Here is a 17970-nt window from a genome sequence, read left to right as displayed (position 1 = left end):
GGGTTTACATCAGCAGCTGCTCGGGTAGACGCATGAGGTAGTCGCCGTAGCCGCTTTTGCGCAGGGGCTCGGCAATCTTGCGCAGCTGGTCGGCGTCGATGAAGCCCTGGCGGTAGGCCACTTCCTCAATCGAGCCCACCTTCAGGCCCTGGCGCTGTTCCAGCACACGTACAAATTCGCCGGCCTGCATCAGGCTCTCAAAGGTACCCGTATCGAGCCAGGCGGTGCCCCGGCCCAGGATGCCCACTTTCAGCTTGCCGCGGCGCAGGTACTCCTGGTTCACGTCGGTAATCTCATACTCGCCGCGCGGGCTGGGCTTCAGGTCACGGGCAATCTGCACCACATCGTTGTCATAGAAGTACAGGCCGGGTACGGCGTAGTTGCTCTTGGGCTGGGCGGGCTTCTCTTCAATGCTGAGGGCCTTGTTATCGGCATCGAACTCCACCACGCCGTAGCGCTCCGGGTCGTGCACGTGATAGGCGTACACCACGCCACCATCGGGGTTGCTATTGCTCTTAAGCAGCTCTTCCATACCTTCGCCGTGAAAGATGTTGTCGCCGAGTACCAAGGCTACCTTATCGTCGCCGATGAAGTCAGCGCCCAGCACGAAGGCCTGGGCCAACCCATTGGGCACTTCCTGCACGATGTACTCGAAGCGGCAACCCAGGCTGGCGCCGTCGCCGAGTAGCTTTTTGAACTGCGCTTGGTCGTGGGGCGTAGTGATGATGAGGATTTCCCGAATGCCGGCCATCATCAGGATGGACAGCGGGTAGTACACCATCGGCTTGTCGTACACCGGCATCATCTGCTTGGATACGGCCAGAGTAAGGGGGTGCAACCGGGTGCCGGAGCCGCCGGCGAGAATGATGCCTTTCATAATGGGGGAATTGTTGGATGGGTGAATGGGTGGATTGCTGAATTGGTTTAGCCGGCCATAACCAGCCATTCAGCAATCCACCCATTCACCAATTTGACAGTTAATTTCGCTCAGCAATGAACTCTTGGTGGGTTTTGAACCAGTCCAGCGTCTTCTGCAAGCCCTCCTGAATGCGGATTTGAGGCTGGTAGCCGAGCAGGTTGTTAGCCTTGCTGATGTCGGCCAGGGAGTCGCGGATGTCACCGGCGCGGTCGGGGCCGTACTCGGGGGTGATGTCGGAGCCGGCCTCTGCCTTGAGAATGTTGAACAGGTCGTTGAGCGAGGTGCGGTCGGCCACGGCCACATTGTACACCTGGTTCACGGCCTCGGGGTTCTGCACCAGCGCCGCCTTAATGTTGGCCTGCACACAGTTTTCCACGAAGGTGAAGTCGCGGGTCTGGCCCCCGTCGCCGTTCATTTTGGGCGGACGGTTTTCCAGCACGGCGTCAATAAACAGTGGAATTACAGCCGCATAAGCTCCGTTTGGGTCCTGGCGCGGGCCGAAGATGTTGAAGTACCGCAGCCCGATGATTTCCATGCCGTAGGTCTTGCCAAATACGTCGGCGTACAGCTCGTTGGCATACTTGGTCACAGCGTAGGGCGAGAGGGGCTTGCCGATGCGGTCCTCCACTTTGGGCAGGGCCTTATGGTCACCGTAGGTGGAGCTGGAGGCTGCGTACACGAAGCGCTTCACGCCTGCTTCCTTAGCTCCCACCAGCATGTTCACGAAGCCGCCCACGTTCACGTCGTTGCTCGTGATGGGGTCGTTGATGGAGCGGGGCACGGAGCCCAGGGCCGCCTGATGCAGCACCACATCAATGCCCTTGCAGGCATCGATGCAGGTCTGCCGGTCACGGATGTCGCCTTCGATGACGCGCAAAGCTGGGTTGTCTTTGAACAGCGCCACGTTTTTGCGGAAGCCGTTGGAGAAGTTGTCCAGCACGCGTACCTCTTTGGCGCCGTACTTGAGCAGATATTCCACCAGGTTCGAGCCGATGAAGCCGGCCCCGCCAGTAACGAGGAAGCTCAGGTTATCAAGCGGCTGGTCGTGAAAAGGAGTGTTGTACACTATGGTAATGCGTTGGAATGTGAAGAATGTGAGAAATGTGAAGAATTATCTACTGGCACATTGTCCACATTCCTCACATTCTGCACGTTATCTGTTATACTGCTTCTGGTAGTAGTCCTGGTAAGCGCCGCTGGTGACGTTGTTGAGCCATTCCTCGTTTTCCAGGTACCAATCCACGGTCTGGCTCAGGCCCTGCTCGAAGGTCACGGACGGTTTCCAGCCCAGCTCATTCATGATTTTGCTGCTGTCGATGGCGTAGCGCAGATCGTGGCCGGCGCGGTCCGTCACGAACTTAATGAGCTTGCGCGAGGTACCTTTTTCCTTGCCGGTTTTTTCGTCCAGGGTGTCGCAGAGCAGGTGAATCAGCTCCAAGTTGGCCCACTCGTTTACGCCGCCGATGTTGTAGGTTTCGCCTACGGTGCCCTTGTGGAACACAGCATCAATGGCCGTAGCGTGGTCTTTCACGAACAGCCAGTCGCGTACGTTTTCGCCCTTGCCGTACACCGGAATGGCCTCGCCGTGCTGAATGCGGTGGATGGCCAGCGGAATCAGCTTCTCGGGGAAGTGGTTGGGGCCGTAGTTGTTGGAGCAGTTGCTCAGCTTCACCGGCATGTGGTACGTGTGGTGCCAGGCCCGCACAAAGTGATCCGACGACGCCTTGCTGGCCGAGTAAGGCGAGCGGGGGTCGTAGCTGGTTTCCTCGGTGAACATCTCGGGGCCGAAGTCCAGCGAGCCGTACACCTCGTCGGTGCTCACGTGGTAAAACACTTTGCCCTCGTAGTTGAGCGGCTTCCACAGGTTTTTGGCGGCGTTCAGCAGGTGCACCGTGCCCAGCACGTTGGTTTTTACGAAGGCCAGCGGATCGGTGATGCTGCGGTCCACGTGGCTTTCGGCGGCCAAGTGAATCACGGCGTCGGGCTCCTCAGTCGCAAACAGCGTGTCCACGAACACCTGATCGGTGATGTCGCCTTTCACCAAGCGGTAGTTGGGCGCGTTTTCAATGTCGCGCAGGTTTTCGAGGTTGCCGGCGTAGGTCAGCGCATCCAAGTTCAGAATCTGATACTCCGGATACTTAGTCACGAACAGGCGCACCACATGCGACCCAATGAAGCCGGCCCCGCCGGTGATGATGATTTTCATCTTTATTGAATTGTTGGATTGTTTAATGGTTAAATGGCTGGCCGTTCAACGACTGCAGTAGAACGGCCAACCATTTAACAATTCAGCCATTTAGCCATTCAGGGTCTGCTGCCATTTCCAGGCACTGGCTAACGCTTCTTCCAGCGTAGAAGTGGTCTGAAAGCCCAGCACCTCCACCGACTTGGTTACATCGGCGTAAATGGCGGGTACGTCGCCGGGGCGGGCTGCTCCAATAGTGTAGTTCAGCTTCTGGCCGGTAGCCCGTTCAAAGGCCTGTACCACCTCCAATACCGAGTTGCCGCGGCCGGTACCGACGTTGAACGTTTCTACTGCTTCGCCTTTCTGATCAAGCAGGCGCTGTACCGCTACTACGTGCGCTTTCGCCAAGTCTACCACATGCACATAGTCGCGGATGTTGGTGCCGTCGGGCGTAGCGTAAGTGTCGCCATTGATGGTCAACTGCTCGCGGATGCCGGCGGCCGTCTGGGTCACGTACGGAATCAGGTTCTGCGGTACGCCCAGCGGCAGCTCCCCGATTTTGGCCGAGGCATGTGCCCCAATGGGGTTGAAGTAGCGCAGCAGGATGGTGCGTAGCGTGCTGCCGGGCGCGGCCGCCACGTCGCGCAGGATGTCTTCGCACATCTGCTTGGTGGCGCCGTAGGGCGAGTTAGCCTTTTTGGTAGGTGTCTGCTCGGTTACGGGCAACGCGTCGGGCACGCCGTACACAGTGCACGATGAGGAGAACACCAACGCCTCTACGCCAAATTCATGCATTACCTGCAATAGCGTCAGCAACGAGCCTACGTTGTTCTGATAGTATTTCAGGGGCTTCTGCATCGACTCGCCAACTGCCTTGGATGCGGCGAAGTGAATTACCCCACGGATATTGCCTTCCTCGGCAAATACTGCCCGCAAGGCCTCCGCATCGTTACAGTCGATGCGGTGAACCGGCACTTTAGCCTGTAGAATAGCTTCTATGCCGGCTACGGCAGCTTCCTGCGAATTACTGAAATCATCCACAATAACCGGCTGAAAACCGGCTTCATACAGCTCGACTACCGCATGAGAGCCAATGTAGCCGGCCCCGCCCGTTACCAGTATTTTCGTTCGGTCCATATGCAATGCGTAAAGAGGTAAAGGGGTAAATGAGTTCTTCGCTCATTTACCCCTTCACTCATTGAGTTTACAGGCTCCAGTACGTGAGGTCTTTGATCTGGCCCCGGAAAAGACCTTTGATATCTACTACTACTGCCGGCTGGTTGGTGATAGACTTGAAGTAGTCCTCCGTCAGCTCCGTGTAAGGCGTGTGGCTTACGGCCACAATGATGGCATCGTAATCCTGGCGCATATCGGCTTCAGGAGTGAGGCGGAATCCGTATTCATGGTGCAGCTCTTCAGAGTCGGCATGCGGGTCCACGATGTCCACATTTACCGAAAAGTTTTTCAGCTCCTGAATCACGTCGGCCACCTTGGAGTTGCGGATATCCTCCACATTTTCTTTGAAGGTAGCCCCCATCACCAGCACCCGGCTTTTGGATACGTCCTTGCCCTGCTTGATCATCGTCTGCACCGTCTTGCGTGCGATGTAGGCGCCCATGTTGTCGTTGGTAGTCCGGCCGCTCAGAATCACCTTGGCGTCGTAGCCCAGTTCCTTGGCTTTGTAGGTGAGGTAGTACGGATCCACGCCGATGCAATGGCCACCCACTAGACCGGGCGAGAACTTCAGGAAGTTCCACTTGGTGCCGGCGGCTTCCAGCACCTCGTAGGTATTGATGTTCATGCGGTCGAAAATCATCGACAGCTCGTTCATCAGCGCAATGTTTACGTCGCGCTGGGTGTTTTCGATGATCTTGGCAGCCTCAGCTACTTTGATGCTGCTGGCCCGGTGTACACCGGCTTTTACCACCAACTCGTAGGTTTTGGCAATTTCCTCCAACGACTCCTCATCACAACCCGCTACCACCTTCACGATGCTGCTGAGCGTGTGCTCCTTATCACCGGGATTGATACGCTCAGGTGAGTACCCCACTTTGAAGTCCTGAGGAAATTTCAGGCCGGAAAGCTTTTCCATCACCGGAATGCAATCCTCTTCGGTGCAGCCAGGATATACGGTACTTTCGAATACCACATAGTCACCCTTCTTCAGCACCTTGCCTACCGATGAGGAAGCCCCGATTAGCGGCTTCAAATCGGGCTGCGCGTGCTCGTCGATAGGCGTGGGCACGGCCACGATGTAGAACGTAGCTTCCCGCAACACATCCAGCGAATCGGTGAACGTAATGTCGCAGCCTTCAAAGTCCTTGGCTTCCAACTCGCCGCTGGGGTCGATGTTGTTACGCATCATCTCCACGCGCTTGGCGTTGATGTCGAAACCAATTACCTGAATTTTACGGGCGAATTCGAGGGCAATTGGCAGGCCCACGTAACCGAGGCCGATAACGGCCAGCTTGGCCTGTTTCTGAAGAAGTTGCTCGTACACGATAAAGGTGACTGAGTGATGGAGTGACTGAGTGAAAAGCTAGTAGTTGACGCGGCCGGTGGCCCAGCTTTAGCCGGGGCTCATACGGCAAACCCGGCCGTCGGTTAGCTGATAAGATTCTTTACTTTCGGAACAAAAGGCCCAGCCTTCCCCGTCGAAATGCAGTTTCTGACCGTGGGTACTCATCCAGCCGTGCTGCCGGGCGGGGTTGCCGTACACCAGCGCGTAGGCCGGCACATCATGCGTCACCACCGAGCCGGCCCCTACGAAGGCGTATTCGCCCAGCGCGGTGCCGCACACAATGGTGCTGTTGGCCCCGATGCTCACGCCCTGCGCCAGCCGGGTAGGCAGATAGTGTTCGTCGCCGCGCCGGGTCACAGCGGCCCGGGGGTTCAGCACGTTGGTAAACACCACCGAAGGTCCCAGAAACACGTCGTCGGCGCAGTGTACGCCACTATAAAGGCTCACGTTATTCTGCACCTTCACGTTGCGGCCCAGCGTGACACCATCGGCCACAAACACGTTCTGCCCTAAGCTGCATTGCTCCCCCAGCACCGCCCCGCCGCTGATGTGGCAGAAGTGCCAGATGCGGCAACCGGCCCCGATGCGGCAGCCCGCGTCGAGGACGGCGGTAGGGTGCGCATAATAGCCGGGGGCGTCGGACATGCCGGGAGGGTTGATGAACAGATTTTCAGCCCGCAAAGGTAAGGGTTTTAGTAGTCTGTTAAGAAATCCTTGCCCCGTCCGACTCCAAGAGCCACCGATTTGGCATGTTATCTTTCTATTATCCGCGCCTGGGCCGCCCCGGGCCAGATGGCACGCACCATTCGGGCCTTGTCGAAAATATCGTTGTGGGCAACAGCATGCGTGTATCCCAGCGTCTTCAGCATAGCTACCGTTTCGGGAGCAAACTGCTCGTTGATTTCAAAGTAGAGCGAGCCGCCAACGGTCAGTAGCTCGCGGCCCAGTTCCGCAATGCGGCGGTAAAATAGCAACGGGTCGTGGTCGGGCACAAACAGGGCGGTAGCCGGCTCGTACTGAAGCACATTGGGCCGCATCAGGGGCCGTTCGTTTTCCAGCACATAGGGCGGGTTGCTCACCAGCACATCCAGCGGCCCGGCCAGCATCGGCACTTGGGTTAAAACATCAACCTGCTGAAAATCAATCACTACCTCATAATGCACCGCGTTTCGCCGGGCCACGACCAACGCCTCCATCGATACGTCCACGGCCGTCAGGTGGCAGCCGGGCAGCCGGCCGGCCAGGGCCAGCGGAATGCAGCCCGAGCCAGTACCCACGTCCAGCACCTGCAGGCCCGCCCGGCCCGCCTGCTCTCGCGCAATCAGCTCAACCAACTCCTCGGTTTCGGGACGCGGAATGAGGGTGGCCGGCGTAACCTCCAGCTCCAGGCCAGCAAAGTGCGCGGTGCCCAGCACGTACTGCAGCGGCTCGTGGCGCAGCAGCCGCGCCTGCATGGCCGCCAACTCCAACAGACGGGTTTCGTCCACTACTTCCTGGGCCTGCATGCGCCGCTGCAAGGGCGTGAGGTGCAGCAGGTGTTCCAGCAACTGTGCGGCAATGGCCTCGGCCTCGCGGGCTTCATAGACGGGCGTAAGCGCCGTGGTCAGGTCGGTGGTCAGTTGGCGGAGCGTGGGCATGGTGCAAAGGTACGCCACGGCCGGTGGGCGGCTGTGGCGTTAGCGGCCTTGCTGTATCTTCACCCCTTCCGAACCGTTCCCCTGCCCCACCTACGTATGGCTTTCTCCGATTTCGACCACCTGATGATGTACCGCGCCCTGGATCTGGCCCGGTTAGGAACCGGCTTCACCCGGCCCAACCCCTTGGTAGGCTGCGTCATCACCCATGAAGGCCGCATCATCGGAGAAGGCTGGCACCGGCAGTACGGCGGGCCGCACGCGGAAGTTAACGCCGTGCAGTCGGTGGCGGAGCCGCAGTTGCTGCCCGGCAGCCGGGTGTACGTGACGCTGGAGCCCTGCTCCCACTTCGGCAAAACCCCGCCCTGCGCCGACCTGCTCATCGAAAAGCAGGTAGCCGAAGTAGTAGTCTGTAACCTCGACCCCAACCCGCTAGTAGCCGGCCAGGGCATGCAGAAGCTCCGCGACGCCGGTATTCGGGTGGAAACTGGTTTGCTGGAAGCTGAAGGGCGCTGGCTGAACCGCCGCTTCTTCACGTTTCAGGAGCAGCAGCGGCCCTATGTCGTGCTGAAATGGGCTGAAACAGCCGACGGCTACTTAGCCGGCCCATACTTTCAACCAGTGCCTATCAGTGGAGAAATGGCCCGGATGGCCGTGCACCAGTGGCGGGCCGAGGAGCAGGCTATTCTGGTGGGCACCCGCACCGCGCTGCACGATAATCCCCGCCTGAACGTGCGCGAGTGGCCCGGCCAGAGCCCGTTACGGCTGGTCATCGACAAAAATCTGAGCCTGCCGCCTACCCATCATTTATTCGACAGTTCCCAACCAACAATAGTCTACACGTACCGGGAGCGGGCCGCCAGGGAGGGCGTCGACTATGTGACGCTCTCCGAAGCGGAAGACCTATTCCCCCAGATTCTGCAGAATCTGGCGCGGCGCAATGTGCAGTCGGTGCTGGTGGAAGGCGGCCCCACGGTACTCAACTCCTTACTGAAGGATGGCCTGTGGGACGAAGCCCGCGTGATTCGGGCGCCTAAACGGCTGGGCGGCGGCGTTCCGGCCCCGCACTTGGGCTTGGCCGGATTGCGCGAACAGTTTCCCTTGGGCGAAGACGAAGTATTCATCTACCGCCGAAACTGCTGATTTAGCCGCTGGTACCACTGGCTTTGATTGTCGGAACCGGCGGTATTATACCAGAATGCAAAAAGGGACAGTCCTTGCGGATAGTCCCTTTTGCTTATACAACCGGCCTAAAACCGGCGGCGGATATGCGCTACTACTCGGCGGCCGAAGCCGTAGCCGACGTGTGCACTTCAGCAGCCTCAACGGCAGCCGGCAGAACCGATACGAACGAACGGTCTTTGCGGCCCTTGCGGAACTGCACCGTGCCGTCAATCATAGCGAACAGGGTGTGGTCCTTGCCGATACCCACGTTTTGGCCGGGGTGGTGCTTGGTGCCGCGCTGACGCACAATGATGTTACCGGAAATGATGGACTGACCACCGAAGATCTTCACGCCCAAGCGCTTGGATTCTGATTCGCGGCCGTTATTGGAGCTACCTACGCCTTTCTTGTGTGCCATGGTATTATGTAGTTGTTCGTTGTTGGTTGTCAGTTGTTAGTAATTATTCAGTCCGCACAAAATGCCTGACAACTGACAACTACCAACTTGCAACTCAACTAGCCGATGCTGTTGATTAGAACTTTGGTGAACTGCTGACGGTGGCCGTTCAGCTTCTTGTAGCCCTTGCGGCGCTTCTTCTTGAATACCAACACCTTGTCGCCTTTTACGTGGGCCAGGATGGTACCGCTTACGGTAACGTCCAGCTCGGGCGAGCCAATGGTGAGGGTTCCGTTATCATCGGTCAGCAGGGCTTTGCCCAGCTCCACGGTGTCGCCGACGTTGCCAGCCAAACGGTGGGCGTATACAAATTTATTGGCTTCGACCTTAGTCTGCTTCCCGGCTATGTTGACAATTGCGTACATCGGCGTCTTCGCGGTTTCTGAAAAATGGAAGGCAAAAGTAGAAGTATCGTTTTACAAATCCAAACCCTAACTCACTAAACCTCATTGCTCCTACCCGCAAGGCCCATAAAAACTCCTAAGTCAGGAACGCGCTAGCAGGTACGCGAATAAAATTTCTGTGGATAACTACAATTGTCCACAGGTGAAATGTGGATAACTTTTACAAAAAAGGGACTCTTCCCTACTTTTCAGGCAATTTTCGGTTTTTCACCAACCCTCAGTCGCTTAACGGCATACGGAAAAATTAGCTTGCAAAAAATGTAAAATAGGAACCCGGCTTCCCGGTCGGCCGGTTTATCTTTGAGTTCTGCCTTCCGCCGGTAGCGGGCCAAACAATCAGCCTACGCTTGGGTTTGCACACCGCCCCGCAGGGCTTCGCCTTTTTTGCCATTTCTCGTTTTACTACCTGCCGCAATGGAACCTCTGCTCACCGAGAACCCCAACCGATTTGTTCTTTTCCCCATCCAGCACGACGACGTGTGGCAGATGTACAAGAAGGCGGAAGCTTCCTTCTGGACGGCCGAGGAAATTGACCTCTCGCAGGACCAGAAAGACTGGGAAGCCCTCAGCGACAACGAACGGCACTTCATCAGCCACGTGCTGGCCTTCTTCGCGGCCTCCGACGGCATCGTGAACGAAAACCTGGCCGTGAACTTTATGCAGGAGGTGCAGATGGCCGAGGCCCGCTGCTTCTATGGCTTCCAGGTGATGATGGAAAACATCCACTCGGAAACCTACTCGCTGCTGATCGACACTTACATCAAAGACCCCAAGCAGAAGGACTACCTCTTCAACGCCCTGGAAACGGTGCCGTGCGTGAAGAAGAAAGGCGACTGGGCCATCAAGTGGATCAACTCGGAGAACTTCACCGAGCGCCTTATTGCCTTCGCGGCCGTGGAAGGCATCTTCTTCTCGGGCTCGTTCTGCTCGATTTTCTGGCTGAAAAAGCGCGGCCTCATGCCCGGCCTCACGTTCTCCAACGAGCTGATTTCCCGTGACGAGGGCCTGCACTGCGACTTCGCCTGCCTCCTTTACAAAGACCATCTGCAGAATAAGCTGCCCGAAGCCCGCGTACATGAAATCATCCGGGATGCCGTGCAGATTGAGCAGGAGTTTGTGACCGATGCGCTGCCAGTGAACCTAATTGGCATGAACGCCAAGACGATGAGCCAGTACATCGAGTTTGTAGCCGACCGCCTGCTGGAGTCGTTGGGTTACAGCAAGATCTACGGCGCAAGCAACCCCTTCGACTTCATGGAAATGATTTCGCTGCAGGGCAAAACCAACTTCTTCGAGAAGCGCGTGGCCGAGTACCAGAAGGCCGGCGTGATGAGCGAGCGGACTGAAAACGCCTTCTCCCTGGACGAGGATTTTTAAGCGGTTCGTTAACGGTTACCAAAAGCAAAGTCGGAGCATTAAGCTCCGACTTTTTCTTTTTTGGCCCCTGCTCATGAAACCCGTTTTTGCTTCTCCCTGCCTGGCTTGCCGCCGTCGGTTCCGTTGGAATGGCCAGCCGCTTTTCGCCACCTGTACCTGCCTCAACTATGGCTCCGGCGTTACGGCCGTGGCGTTGGTCGCAGGAGTTGTACTGGTTGCGGGTATTCTCTGGTCGTGGCGGCGTTGCTGAAAACTGTTGCCCGGGCCTACAATACCATTACCCGCGTCACCTGAGAAATGCCGGAGCCCGACAGCTGCACGTAGTACATGCCGGCCGGGAGCGAGTTCCGTTGCCACGAAAAACGGTGCCAGCCCGCACGCAAGGCACCTTGGTGCAAGCTACTCACCTCCTGCCCTACGCTGTTCAGTATGCGTAACTGCACGGCAGCGGCGGCGGGCAGAAATACCTCAGCGGTTGCGCTTTCCAGCACCGGGTTGGGGCTTATCGGGTACAGCCTCGGTACAGTACCGCCTGGGCGCTGCAACACGTAGGAATCAACCAACATGCGGTTGCGGGTGAAGAACTGCAGCATCAGGCTGTCGGGGGTGGCGTTAAGCAGCATGGCCCCGTATTCTCCCGTGGAGCCGAACTGGCTGCCCGCCACCCGCTGCGGCTTGATGCTGCGAATGCTCCGCCCACCCAGACCGTTCACAAAGTACGGCAGGCCATCTACCAACAGCCGCTCGTAGTGGTGGTCGTGGCCAGCCAGCACCACCGAGGCTCCCCATTCCCGGAAAGGCCATTGCAGTGCGGGCGTATTACCGTGTCCTCCTGAAGAGTACGGAGCATGGTGCAGGTACACCACCTTCCAGCGGGTCGTGGAAGCGGCCAGCCGGGCCCGCAGCCATTGGGCCTGCACCGAGGTAGCACTCACGCCATCGGGCTCGGCCGGGTCGCTGTCGAGGGCAAAGAAATGGACGTCGCCGCGCACAAAATCATAGTACCGGCCATTACCGGGCAAGGTAAAATAGTCGCGGTAGGCTTCCCCATTACGGGTGTAGTAATCATGGTTGCCGAGTGAGGGAAAAAACCGGTTGGTAGAAGCCCGGGGCCCATAACGACCCTTGTAGTTGCCGATATAAGCGTGGTAGTACTGCCCGATGTTCTGGTCGATGGTCATCGAGTCGCCTAGGTCGTAGTTGTTGTCGCCGAGGGTTAGGATAAACTCCGGGTCCCAGCTTTTAACCAGATTGGCTACGTCCCGCTCGGCCGGGCCGGCGTAGCCATAGTCGCCAATGGCAGCGAAGCGCTGCCCGTAACTGCGGGTGGCCATTAGTAAGCCAAACCAGAGCAATACCCAACGTCCGGCTGAGAGAAGAGAAGCAGTCATTGAACGAGGGGCACTTTAAATTGTACTGGAAAAAGAACTTTACCGGTATTACGCGGGATGCCGACTTTTTGTGTGTAACTCGCCGGCCTTTAGAAAAATGCCCGGCCGTGTGCAGGGATTATGCCCGATCCGCAGAGCTGTTCGCCAGCTACCACAACCTATCCTACTACGGCCCGCCATATCGCCTCCGTAAATCTTATTATCCCACGCGTATGCAACCCATCTTCTCGTCCTATCTCCGCTTATACTGGTTGAACAGTCCAACCGCCCCGGTTAAGCGCTAAACGCCTTGCGCGTACTACCAGCCCGCTGATACGGCGGCTCCCTCCCTTCCCCTCTCGTTTGCCCGCGCCACTGGTCTACCCGTCTGCTTTCGGACGTGGACCTCGGCTGCTATTCTTATTCCGTCCCTACCTCGCTTTTTCACCTTATTTCCTTGCTTTATGGGCCTACTCCTTACCCGTTCCATGCTATTGTGGCTATGCGCGCTGGTATGCTTCTCCTCCGCTGCCGTAGCCGGTGATACGCTTACCATCGCCCCGCATTTTTACCACGTAGACCACCAGCAGCGGCTGATTCTCATTAACCAGCGAACGGCCGATCTGCCGGTTTCAGTTCAGAATGCCCGGCGTTACCTGGCCCTGGACCATACGTATAGCCTAGCGGCTCCGCTGACGGCCGTGGCTACCGATTCAGTGTACCAGGCGCGCTACGATGGCACGGCCTACACAGTGTACTTTGCTCAGCTGCCAGTGGTGCGTATTACCACCCGCCACGTTATTGCCGATACGCCCAGCGTGTACGCGCAGTTCCGGCTTCTGGAGCCCACCGGCCGCATCACGGAATCGGACCTGGGCATTGAAATTCGGGGGGGCTTTTCGCAGTCGTATCCCAAGAAATCCTACGAGCTGAGCTTCTGGAGTGACAGCACGGGCCAGGAATCGGCCGATGTGTCGTTGCTGGGCATGCGGACCGATAACAAATACAACCTGCAGGCCCTCTACAACGAGCCGTTGCGCATCCGAAGCAAAACGGCCAACGCGCTGTGGCAGGAGATTCACCAGATCTATTACAAAACGGCCGAACCCGACGCCAAGAACGGCATCAGCGCGGAGTACACGGAAGTGTTCCTGAACGGCCGCTACCTAGGCCTGTACACGCTTACCGAACGGATTGACCGCAAGCAACTCAAGCTCAAAAAGTACAGCAAGGGCATTACGGGCGAACTGTACAAAGGTGCCGGCTGGGACGGGGCCACCACCTTCACTTCCCTCCCGCCCTTCGATAACACCAGCGAAATCTGGGGCGGTTTTGAGTACAAGCACCCCGAGGAGGAAATCGACTGGACGCGGCTGCACGGCTTCGTTGATTTCGTGGAGAACAGCTCGGATGAGGACTTTTACCGCACTTATCAACAGAAGTTTCACCTGGGCAACGCGGTGGATTACTATATCTTCCTGAACCTGCTGCGCGCCGGCGACAACACGGGCAAGAACATCTACATCGCCAAATACAAGCAGGGCGAGCCCTACTACTACGTACCCTGGGACCTGGACGGCGTGTTCGGCACCGACTGGACCGGCTCAGAAACGGGTGAAGCGACGGACATTCTCTCCAACGGCTTCTACGACCGGCTCCTCAACGACTGCTCAGCCAACGGCTTCCGGGCCCGGCTGCGCGCCCGCTGGACCGAGCTGCGCCGCAACGTGATTACTCAGCAACGCATTATGGCCAAGCTGGAAGCCAACAGCACCACCCTGCTCAGCAACAACGTGTACGCCCGCGAACAGCTGGCCTGGCCGGCTTTCCAGCCGTCCTCAGCCCAGCTGCCCTACATTGCCACTTGGCTGACGGCCCGCCTGAACCTGCTCGACAAAGTATTCAGTGAGCCTTGCTCGCCGCTTACGGCCACCCTGGCCCCGCAGACGGCCCAGTTGCAGCTCTACCCCAACCCCACTACCGACTACCTGACCGTGGAAGCCCCCGTCGGCACCTACGAGCTGAGTATCCGGGACCTGAGCGGCCGGATGGTGCTGCAAACCGTGCTGCGCGGCACTCAGAACAGGGTAGATGTGCGCCACCTGACCAAGGGAGTGTACGTGGCTACCGTGCAGGGCAACGCCACTGTGAAAACCATCCGCCTGCTTATCAACTAAGCCGCGCCGGCTTTCCTGCCGCTATGCCGAACGGTCCGCTACGCTAGGTAGCGGACCGTTTTTTTGTGCCCGGCCGGAGCTGCCTCGTTATCGACAATACCACTTCTGCCGGAAAACAACAACTCGATTTCCAACCGTTTTAGCGAACTATATAGAGTCGCCGCAATGACAAAAAACGGCCTAAGCACTAGCGTTTTAGGCTTATGTGGAAAACTTCTGAAAAGAAGGTTTGTCCTGAACTTCCGGGACGGATATCTTCGGAACCGTTGACCCTGCGTTGTCACCTGCTGGCGCCTGGTTTTGTCCCGACAGCTTTGACCGGCCTGCTCCGGTCTTTCCCATACCCCAACACTCCCCACATCAACTGCTACGCTTATGTTGGTACTCAAACGCGACGGCCGCCGCGAATCCGTGAAGTTCGATAAGGTTACGGCCCGCATCGAGAAGCTTTGCTATGGCCTCAACCAGAATTTCATTTCCCCGATTGAAGTAGCCAAGAAGGTTATCGACGGGATTTACGACGGCGTAACCACCGTGGAGCTGGACAACTTGGCCGCCGAAACCGCCGCCTCGCTCACCACCAAGCACCCCGACTACGCCATCCTGGCCGCCCGCATTGCCGTGAGCAACCTGCATAAGGTTACCAGCAAGTCGTTCAGCAGCACCATGAAGCGGCTGCACACCTACGAGGACCCCAAAACTGGCGAAAACGCTTCCCTGATTGCCCAGGACGTGTGGGAAATCGTGCACGCACACGCCGCCACGCTGGATTCGGCCATCATCTACGACCGGGACTATAACTACGACTACTTCGGCTTCAAGACGCTGGAGCGCAGCTACCTGCTCCGCCTCGACGGTAAGGTGGTGGAGCGGCCCCAGCACATGCTAATGCGCGTGGCCGTGGGCATCCACAAAGAGGACATTGCCGCCGCCATCGAGACGTATAACCTCATGAGCGAGCGGTGGTTCACGCACGCCACGCCTACGCTGTTCAACGCCGGCACGCCCAAGCCCCAGCTCAGCTCCTGCTTCCTGCTCACGATGAAGGATGACTCCATCGAGGGCATCTATGACACGCTGAAGAACTGCGCCCTAATTTCGCAGAGCGCCGGTGGCATTGGGCTGGCCGTGCACAACGTGCGCGCTACGGGCTCCTACATCAAAGGCACCAACGGCACTTCCAACGGCCTCGTGCCCATGCTGAAGGTGTTCAACGACACGGCCCGTTACGTGGATCAGGGGGGAGGAAAGCGCAAGGGCGCTTTTGCCATCTACCTGGAGCCCTGGCACGCCGACATCATCGACTTCCTGGACCTCAAGAAAAACCACGGCAAGGAAGAGATGCGCGCCCGCGACCTGTTCTTCGCCCTCTGGACGCCCGACCTGTTCATGAAGCGCGTGGAAGCCAACGGCGACTGGACCCTGATGTGCCCCCACGAGTGCCCCGGCCTGGATACCACCTACGGCGAGGAGTTCGAGAAGCTCTACCAGAAGTATGAGCGCGAAGGCAAAGGCCGCCGCACCATGAAGGCCCAGGAGCTGTGGTTCGCCATTCTGGAAAGCCAGACTGAGACCGGCACGCCTTACATGCTGTTCAAGGACGCCGCCAACAGCAAGAGCAACCAGAAAAACCTCGGCACCATCAAGAGCTCCAACCTCTGCACCGAGATTATGGAGTACACCGACGAGAACGAAATTGCCGTGTGCAACCTCGCCTCGCTGGCCCTCCCCCGCTACGTGCGCCCCGACGACGCCGGCAACCTGTTCTTCGACCACCAGAAGCTCTACGATGTTACGTACCACGCCACGCTGAACCTGAACAAGGTTATCGACATCAATTACTACCCCGTAATTGAGGCCGAGCGCAGCAACCGCCGCCACCGCCCCATCGGGCTGGGCGTGCAGGGCCTGGCCGATACGTTCATTGCTCTGCGCATGCCCTTCGAGAGCGACGAAGCCAGCGGCCTGAACAAGGACATCTTCGAGACCATCTACTTCGCGGCCATGACGGCCTCCAAGGATTTGGCCATCCGCGACGGCCACTACGAAACCTTCCCCGGCTCGCCGCTGAGCGAGGGCAAATTCCAGTTCGACCTCTGGAACGTGCAGCCTGACTCGGGCCGCTGGGACTGGGACACGCTGCGCGCCCAAGTAATGGAGCACGGCGTGCGCAACTCCCTGCTGGTAGCCCCCATGCCTACGGCCTCCACGGCTCAGATTCTGGGCAATAACGAGTCGTTTGAGCCGTACACCTCCAACATTTATGTGCGCCGCGTGCTGAGCGGCGAGTTCATGGTGGTGAACAAGCACCTGCTGAAAGACCTGGTGAAGCTGGGTCTGTGGAATGAGCAGATGAAAAACGCCATCATTGCCGCCAACGGCTCGGTGCAGGACATCCCCAGCATCCCGCAGAACATCAAGGATCTGTACAAGACGGTGTGGGAGATTTCGCAACGCCGCATCATTGATATGTCGGCCGACCGGGGCGCGTACATCTGCCAGAGCCAGAGCCTGAACCTGCACGTGCTGAACGTGAACTTCGGCAAGCTCACCAGCATGCACTTCCACTCGTGGAAGAAGGGCCTGAAAACCGGCATGTACTACCTGCGCACCAAAGCCGCCGCCGACGCCATCAAGTTCACGGTGCAGAAGCAAGCCGCCGAGACCCTGGAGCCGCTGAATGTATCGGCCCAGAACGCCTCCGACATGGCCTGCTCACTGGATAACCCAGACGCCTGCGAGGCTTGCGGTTCGTAACTACTCCATATTTCTAACGAAAAGGCCGCCTCTCACAAGAGGCGGCCTTTTTATAAATATTCGACTAAATGTATTTCATGTACGTTGACGAGAGTGGCGACCCAGGAAAATATATGGGTAGTAATTCACCTCATTACATCTTAAGTGGACTTATTATCTCAATCGACGATTGGTCCAGTGCCATTGACCGTTTAGTCAAGTTTAGGGAGCTAGTACAGAAAGCGACTGGTCTTAGCAAGCGTGTTGAACTACACAGCAGTGAGATTATTCGGCCGCATAAACTGGACGCGTATAAATCTATACATAAGTCAGTGCGAGTTCAGCTGTTAAAGAGCTTTGTAGGCGAAATGCATGTATTTTTTCCTAATAGCAAAATCCTAAGTATATGTTTAGACAAAAATAAACTCACCCAATACGATGAATATCAAGAAGTGGCTTGGAAGCGCTTAATCCAACGATATGACACATTTCTACGCAAGTCCAAAACCAAAGGAATAATTATTGCTGACGACACTAATGACGCAGCGCTTCGGAGACTAATTCGTAAAATGAGAGTTTATAACCCGATAGAATCCAAGTTTGGAGGGCTTCACAATCCGGTAATAAACAATATCATTGAAGACATATTTCACCGATCATCATCCCATTCATACTTTATCCAAGCGGTTGACGCTATTGCGTACTGCTTGTACCGTAAGGAATATCCTAAAGGCAGTTTGAAGAAATTCGGCTTTCAATATATATTCGATTCATTAGATAGTCTACTTCTAAAAGAAGCTGCTTCTAGTGACCCTCAAGGTATAGTTAGGCGCTAAAAAAAATGCCCCGGTTGAAAAACCGGGGACTTTGTCGTGGCCCGGCAGAAGCCACGGGGCCTAAGCGAGTCACAGTGCAAGTATAACGCTTGTGGATAACATATGGTTCTTTGTGGATAACTTTTGCTGTCTCGATTTGCTTGTATGCTCGTCAAATTGCTGACTGAGGCGCATTTATGTAGAAATGACG

Annotated in this window: 15 protein-coding genes; 5 read left to right on the top strand and 10 right to left on the bottom strand. The window is 57.2% G+C overall.

Annotated features, from left to right (window positions below; all coding sequences use genetic code 11):
• Positions 1-4 precede the first annotated feature (4 nt).
• From rfbA to prmC, 7 genes are all read right to left on the bottom strand, one after another.
• Entirely contained in the window at positions 5-877 is an 873-nt protein-coding gene (rfbA, locus tag HSW_RS01865) for a glucose-1-phosphate thymidylyltransferase RfbA (protein WP_044003983.1), read from the bottom strand.
• Positions 878-977: 100 nt separating this feature from the next.
• Positions 978-1985, bottom strand: a complete 1008-nt coding sequence (locus tag HSW_RS01860; protein WP_044000597.1) for an SDR family oxidoreductase — start codon at positions 1983-1985, stop codon at positions 978-980.
• 87 nt (positions 1986-2072) lie between these two features.
• Positions 2073-3125 carry a dTDP-glucose 4,6-dehydratase gene (gene rfbB / locus HSW_RS01855; RefSeq protein WP_044000596.1) on the bottom strand — a complete coding sequence of 351 codons (1053 nt, stop codon included), beginning with the start codon at positions 3123-3125 and terminating at the stop codon, positions 2073-2075.
• A 90-nt stretch (positions 3126-3215) separates the two neighbouring features.
• A complete protein-coding gene (gene galE / locus HSW_RS01850; protein ID WP_044000595.1) occupies positions 3216-4241 on the bottom strand; it encodes a UDP-glucose 4-epimerase GalE in 1026 nt (341 codons plus the stop codon).
• Between the two features lie 67 nt (positions 4242-4308).
• Positions 4309-5604 carry a nucleotide sugar dehydrogenase gene (locus tag HSW_RS01845; protein WP_044000594.1) on the bottom strand — a complete coding sequence of 432 codons (1296 nt, stop codon included), beginning with the start codon at positions 5602-5604 and terminating at the stop codon, positions 4309-4311.
• 69 nt (positions 5605-5673) lie between these two features.
• Positions 5674-6270: an acyltransferase gene (locus HSW_RS01840; protein ID WP_044003982.1), complete on the bottom strand. Its 597-nt coding sequence runs from the start codon at positions 6268-6270 to the stop codon at positions 5674-5676.
• A gap of 107 nt (positions 6271-6377) precedes the next feature.
• Positions 6378-7262 carry a peptide chain release factor N(5)-glutamine methyltransferase gene (prmC, locus tag HSW_RS01835; RefSeq protein ID WP_044000593.1) on the bottom strand — a complete coding sequence of 295 codons (885 nt, stop codon included), beginning with the start codon at positions 7260-7262 and terminating at the stop codon, positions 6378-6380.
• 96 nt (positions 7263-7358) lie between these two features.
• Here prmC and ribD point away from each other — a divergent pair, with 96 nt between their 5' ends.
• On the top strand, positions 7359-8402 hold the full coding sequence (gene ribD / locus HSW_RS01830) for a bifunctional diaminohydroxyphosphoribosylaminopyrimidine deaminase/5-amino-6-(5-phosphoribosylamino)uracil reductase RibD (RefSeq protein WP_044000592.1): 1044 nt from the start codon (positions 7359-7361) through the stop codon (positions 8400-8402).
• Positions 8403-8535: 133 nt separating this feature from the next.
• On the opposite strand, the gene rpmA is transcribed toward ribD, so the two are convergent.
• Entirely contained in the window at positions 8536-8841 is a 306-nt protein-coding gene (gene rpmA / locus HSW_RS01825) for a 50S ribosomal protein L27 (protein ID WP_044000591.1), read from the bottom strand.
• Between the two features lie 98 nt (positions 8842-8939).
• Positions 8940-9245, bottom strand: coding sequence for a 50S ribosomal protein L21 (gene rplU / locus HSW_RS01820; protein ID WP_044000590.1), 306 nt, complete (start codon positions 9243-9245; stop codon positions 8940-8942).
• 453 nt (positions 9246-9698) lie between these two features.
• Between rplU and HSW_RS01815 the strand changes: the two genes are divergently transcribed.
• Positions 9699-10661 (top strand): ribonucleoside-diphosphate reductase small subunit, encoded by a 963-nt coding sequence (locus HSW_RS01815; RefSeq protein ID WP_071883048.1) that lies wholly within the window; start codon positions 9699-9701, stop codon positions 10659-10661.
• Positions 10662-10927: 266 nt separating this feature from the next.
• Here HSW_RS01815 and HSW_RS22385 read toward each other — a convergent pair whose 3' ends face one another.
• The gene (locus tag HSW_RS22385; protein WP_155832781.1) at positions 10928-12052 is read right to left on the bottom strand and encodes a metallophosphoesterase; all 1125 of its coding nucleotides are present in this window, start codon (positions 12050-12052) and stop codon (positions 10928-10930) included.
• A 443-nt stretch (positions 12053-12495) separates the two neighbouring features.
• Between HSW_RS22385 and HSW_RS01805 the strand changes: the two genes are divergently transcribed.
• The 3 genes from HSW_RS01805 to HSW_RS01795 all read left to right on the top strand — a co-directional run bounded on the left by HSW_RS01805 (position 12496) and on the right by HSW_RS01795 (position 17780).
• A complete protein-coding gene (locus HSW_RS01805) occupies positions 12496-14208 on the top strand; it encodes a CotH kinase family protein (protein WP_081768217.1) in 1713 nt (570 codons plus the stop codon).
• Positions 14209-14583: 375 nt separating this feature from the next.
• Entirely contained in the window at positions 14584-16965 is a 2382-nt protein-coding gene (locus tag HSW_RS01800; RefSeq protein ID WP_044000588.1) for a ribonucleoside-diphosphate reductase subunit alpha, read from the top strand.
• A gap of 77 nt (positions 16966-17042) precedes the next feature.
• Complete coding sequence (locus HSW_RS01795) at positions 17043-17780, top strand: DUF3800 domain-containing protein (protein WP_197031927.1); 738 nt, start codon at positions 17043-17045, stop codon at positions 17778-17780.
• Positions 17781-17970 lie beyond the last annotated feature (190 nt).

This window comes from Hymenobacter swuensis DY53 (assembly GCF_000576555.1).
Classification (GTDB): domain Bacteria; phylum Bacteroidota; class Bacteroidia; order Cytophagales; family Hymenobacteraceae; genus Hymenobacter; species Hymenobacter swuensis.
Note: the sequence above shows the minus strand (reverse complement) of the source record. Positions and strands in the feature narration are given on the sequence as shown.

Bases quoted from the DNA above. Each gene is read 5' to 3' on its own strand.
- HSW_RS22385 (WP_155832781.1), bottom strand. From the start codon at position 12,052: ATGACTGCTTCTCTTCTCTCAGCCGGACGTTGGGTATTGCTCTGGTTT.
- ribD (WP_044000592.1), top strand. From the start codon at position 7,359: ATGGCTTTCTCCGATTTCGACCACCTGATGATGTACCGCGCCCTGGAT.
- galE (WP_044000595.1), bottom strand. From the start codon at position 4,241: ATGGACCGAACGAAAATACTGGTAACGGGCGGGGCCGGCTACATTGGC.
- rpmA (WP_044000591.1), bottom strand. From the start codon at position 8,841: ATGGCACACAAGAAAGGCGTAGGTAGCTCCAATAACGGCCGCGAATCA.
- HSW_RS01840 (WP_044003982.1), bottom strand. From the start codon at position 6,270: ATGTCCGACGCCCCCGGCTATTATGCGCACCCTACCGCCGTCCTCGAC.
- rfbA (WP_044003983.1), bottom strand. From the start codon at position 877: ATGAAAGGCATCATTCTCGCCGGCGGCTCCGGCACCCGGTTGCACCCC.
- rplU (WP_044000590.1), bottom strand. From the start codon at position 9,245: ATGTACGCAATTGTCAACATAGCCGGGAAGCAGACTAAGGTCGAAGCC.
- prmC (WP_044000593.1), bottom strand. From the start codon at position 7,262: ATGCCCACGCTCCGCCAACTGACCACCGACCTGACCACGGCGCTTACG.
- HSW_RS01805 (WP_081768217.1), top strand. From the start codon at position 12,496: ATGGGCCTACTCCTTACCCGTTCCATGCTATTGTGGCTATGCGCGCTG.
- HSW_RS01815 (WP_071883048.1), top strand. From the start codon at position 9,699: ATGGAACCTCTGCTCACCGAGAACCCCAACCGATTTGTTCTTTTCCCC.
- HSW_RS01800 (WP_044000588.1), top strand. From the start codon at position 14,584: ATGTTGGTACTCAAACGCGACGGCCGCCGCGAATCCGTGAAGTTCGAT.
- HSW_RS01795 (WP_197031927.1), top strand. From the start codon at position 17,043: ATGTACGTTGACGAGAGTGGCGACCCAGGAAAATATATGGGTAGTAAT.
- rfbB (WP_044000596.1), bottom strand. From the start codon at position 3,125: ATGAAAATCATCATCACCGGCGGGGCCGGCTTCATTGGGTCGCATGTG.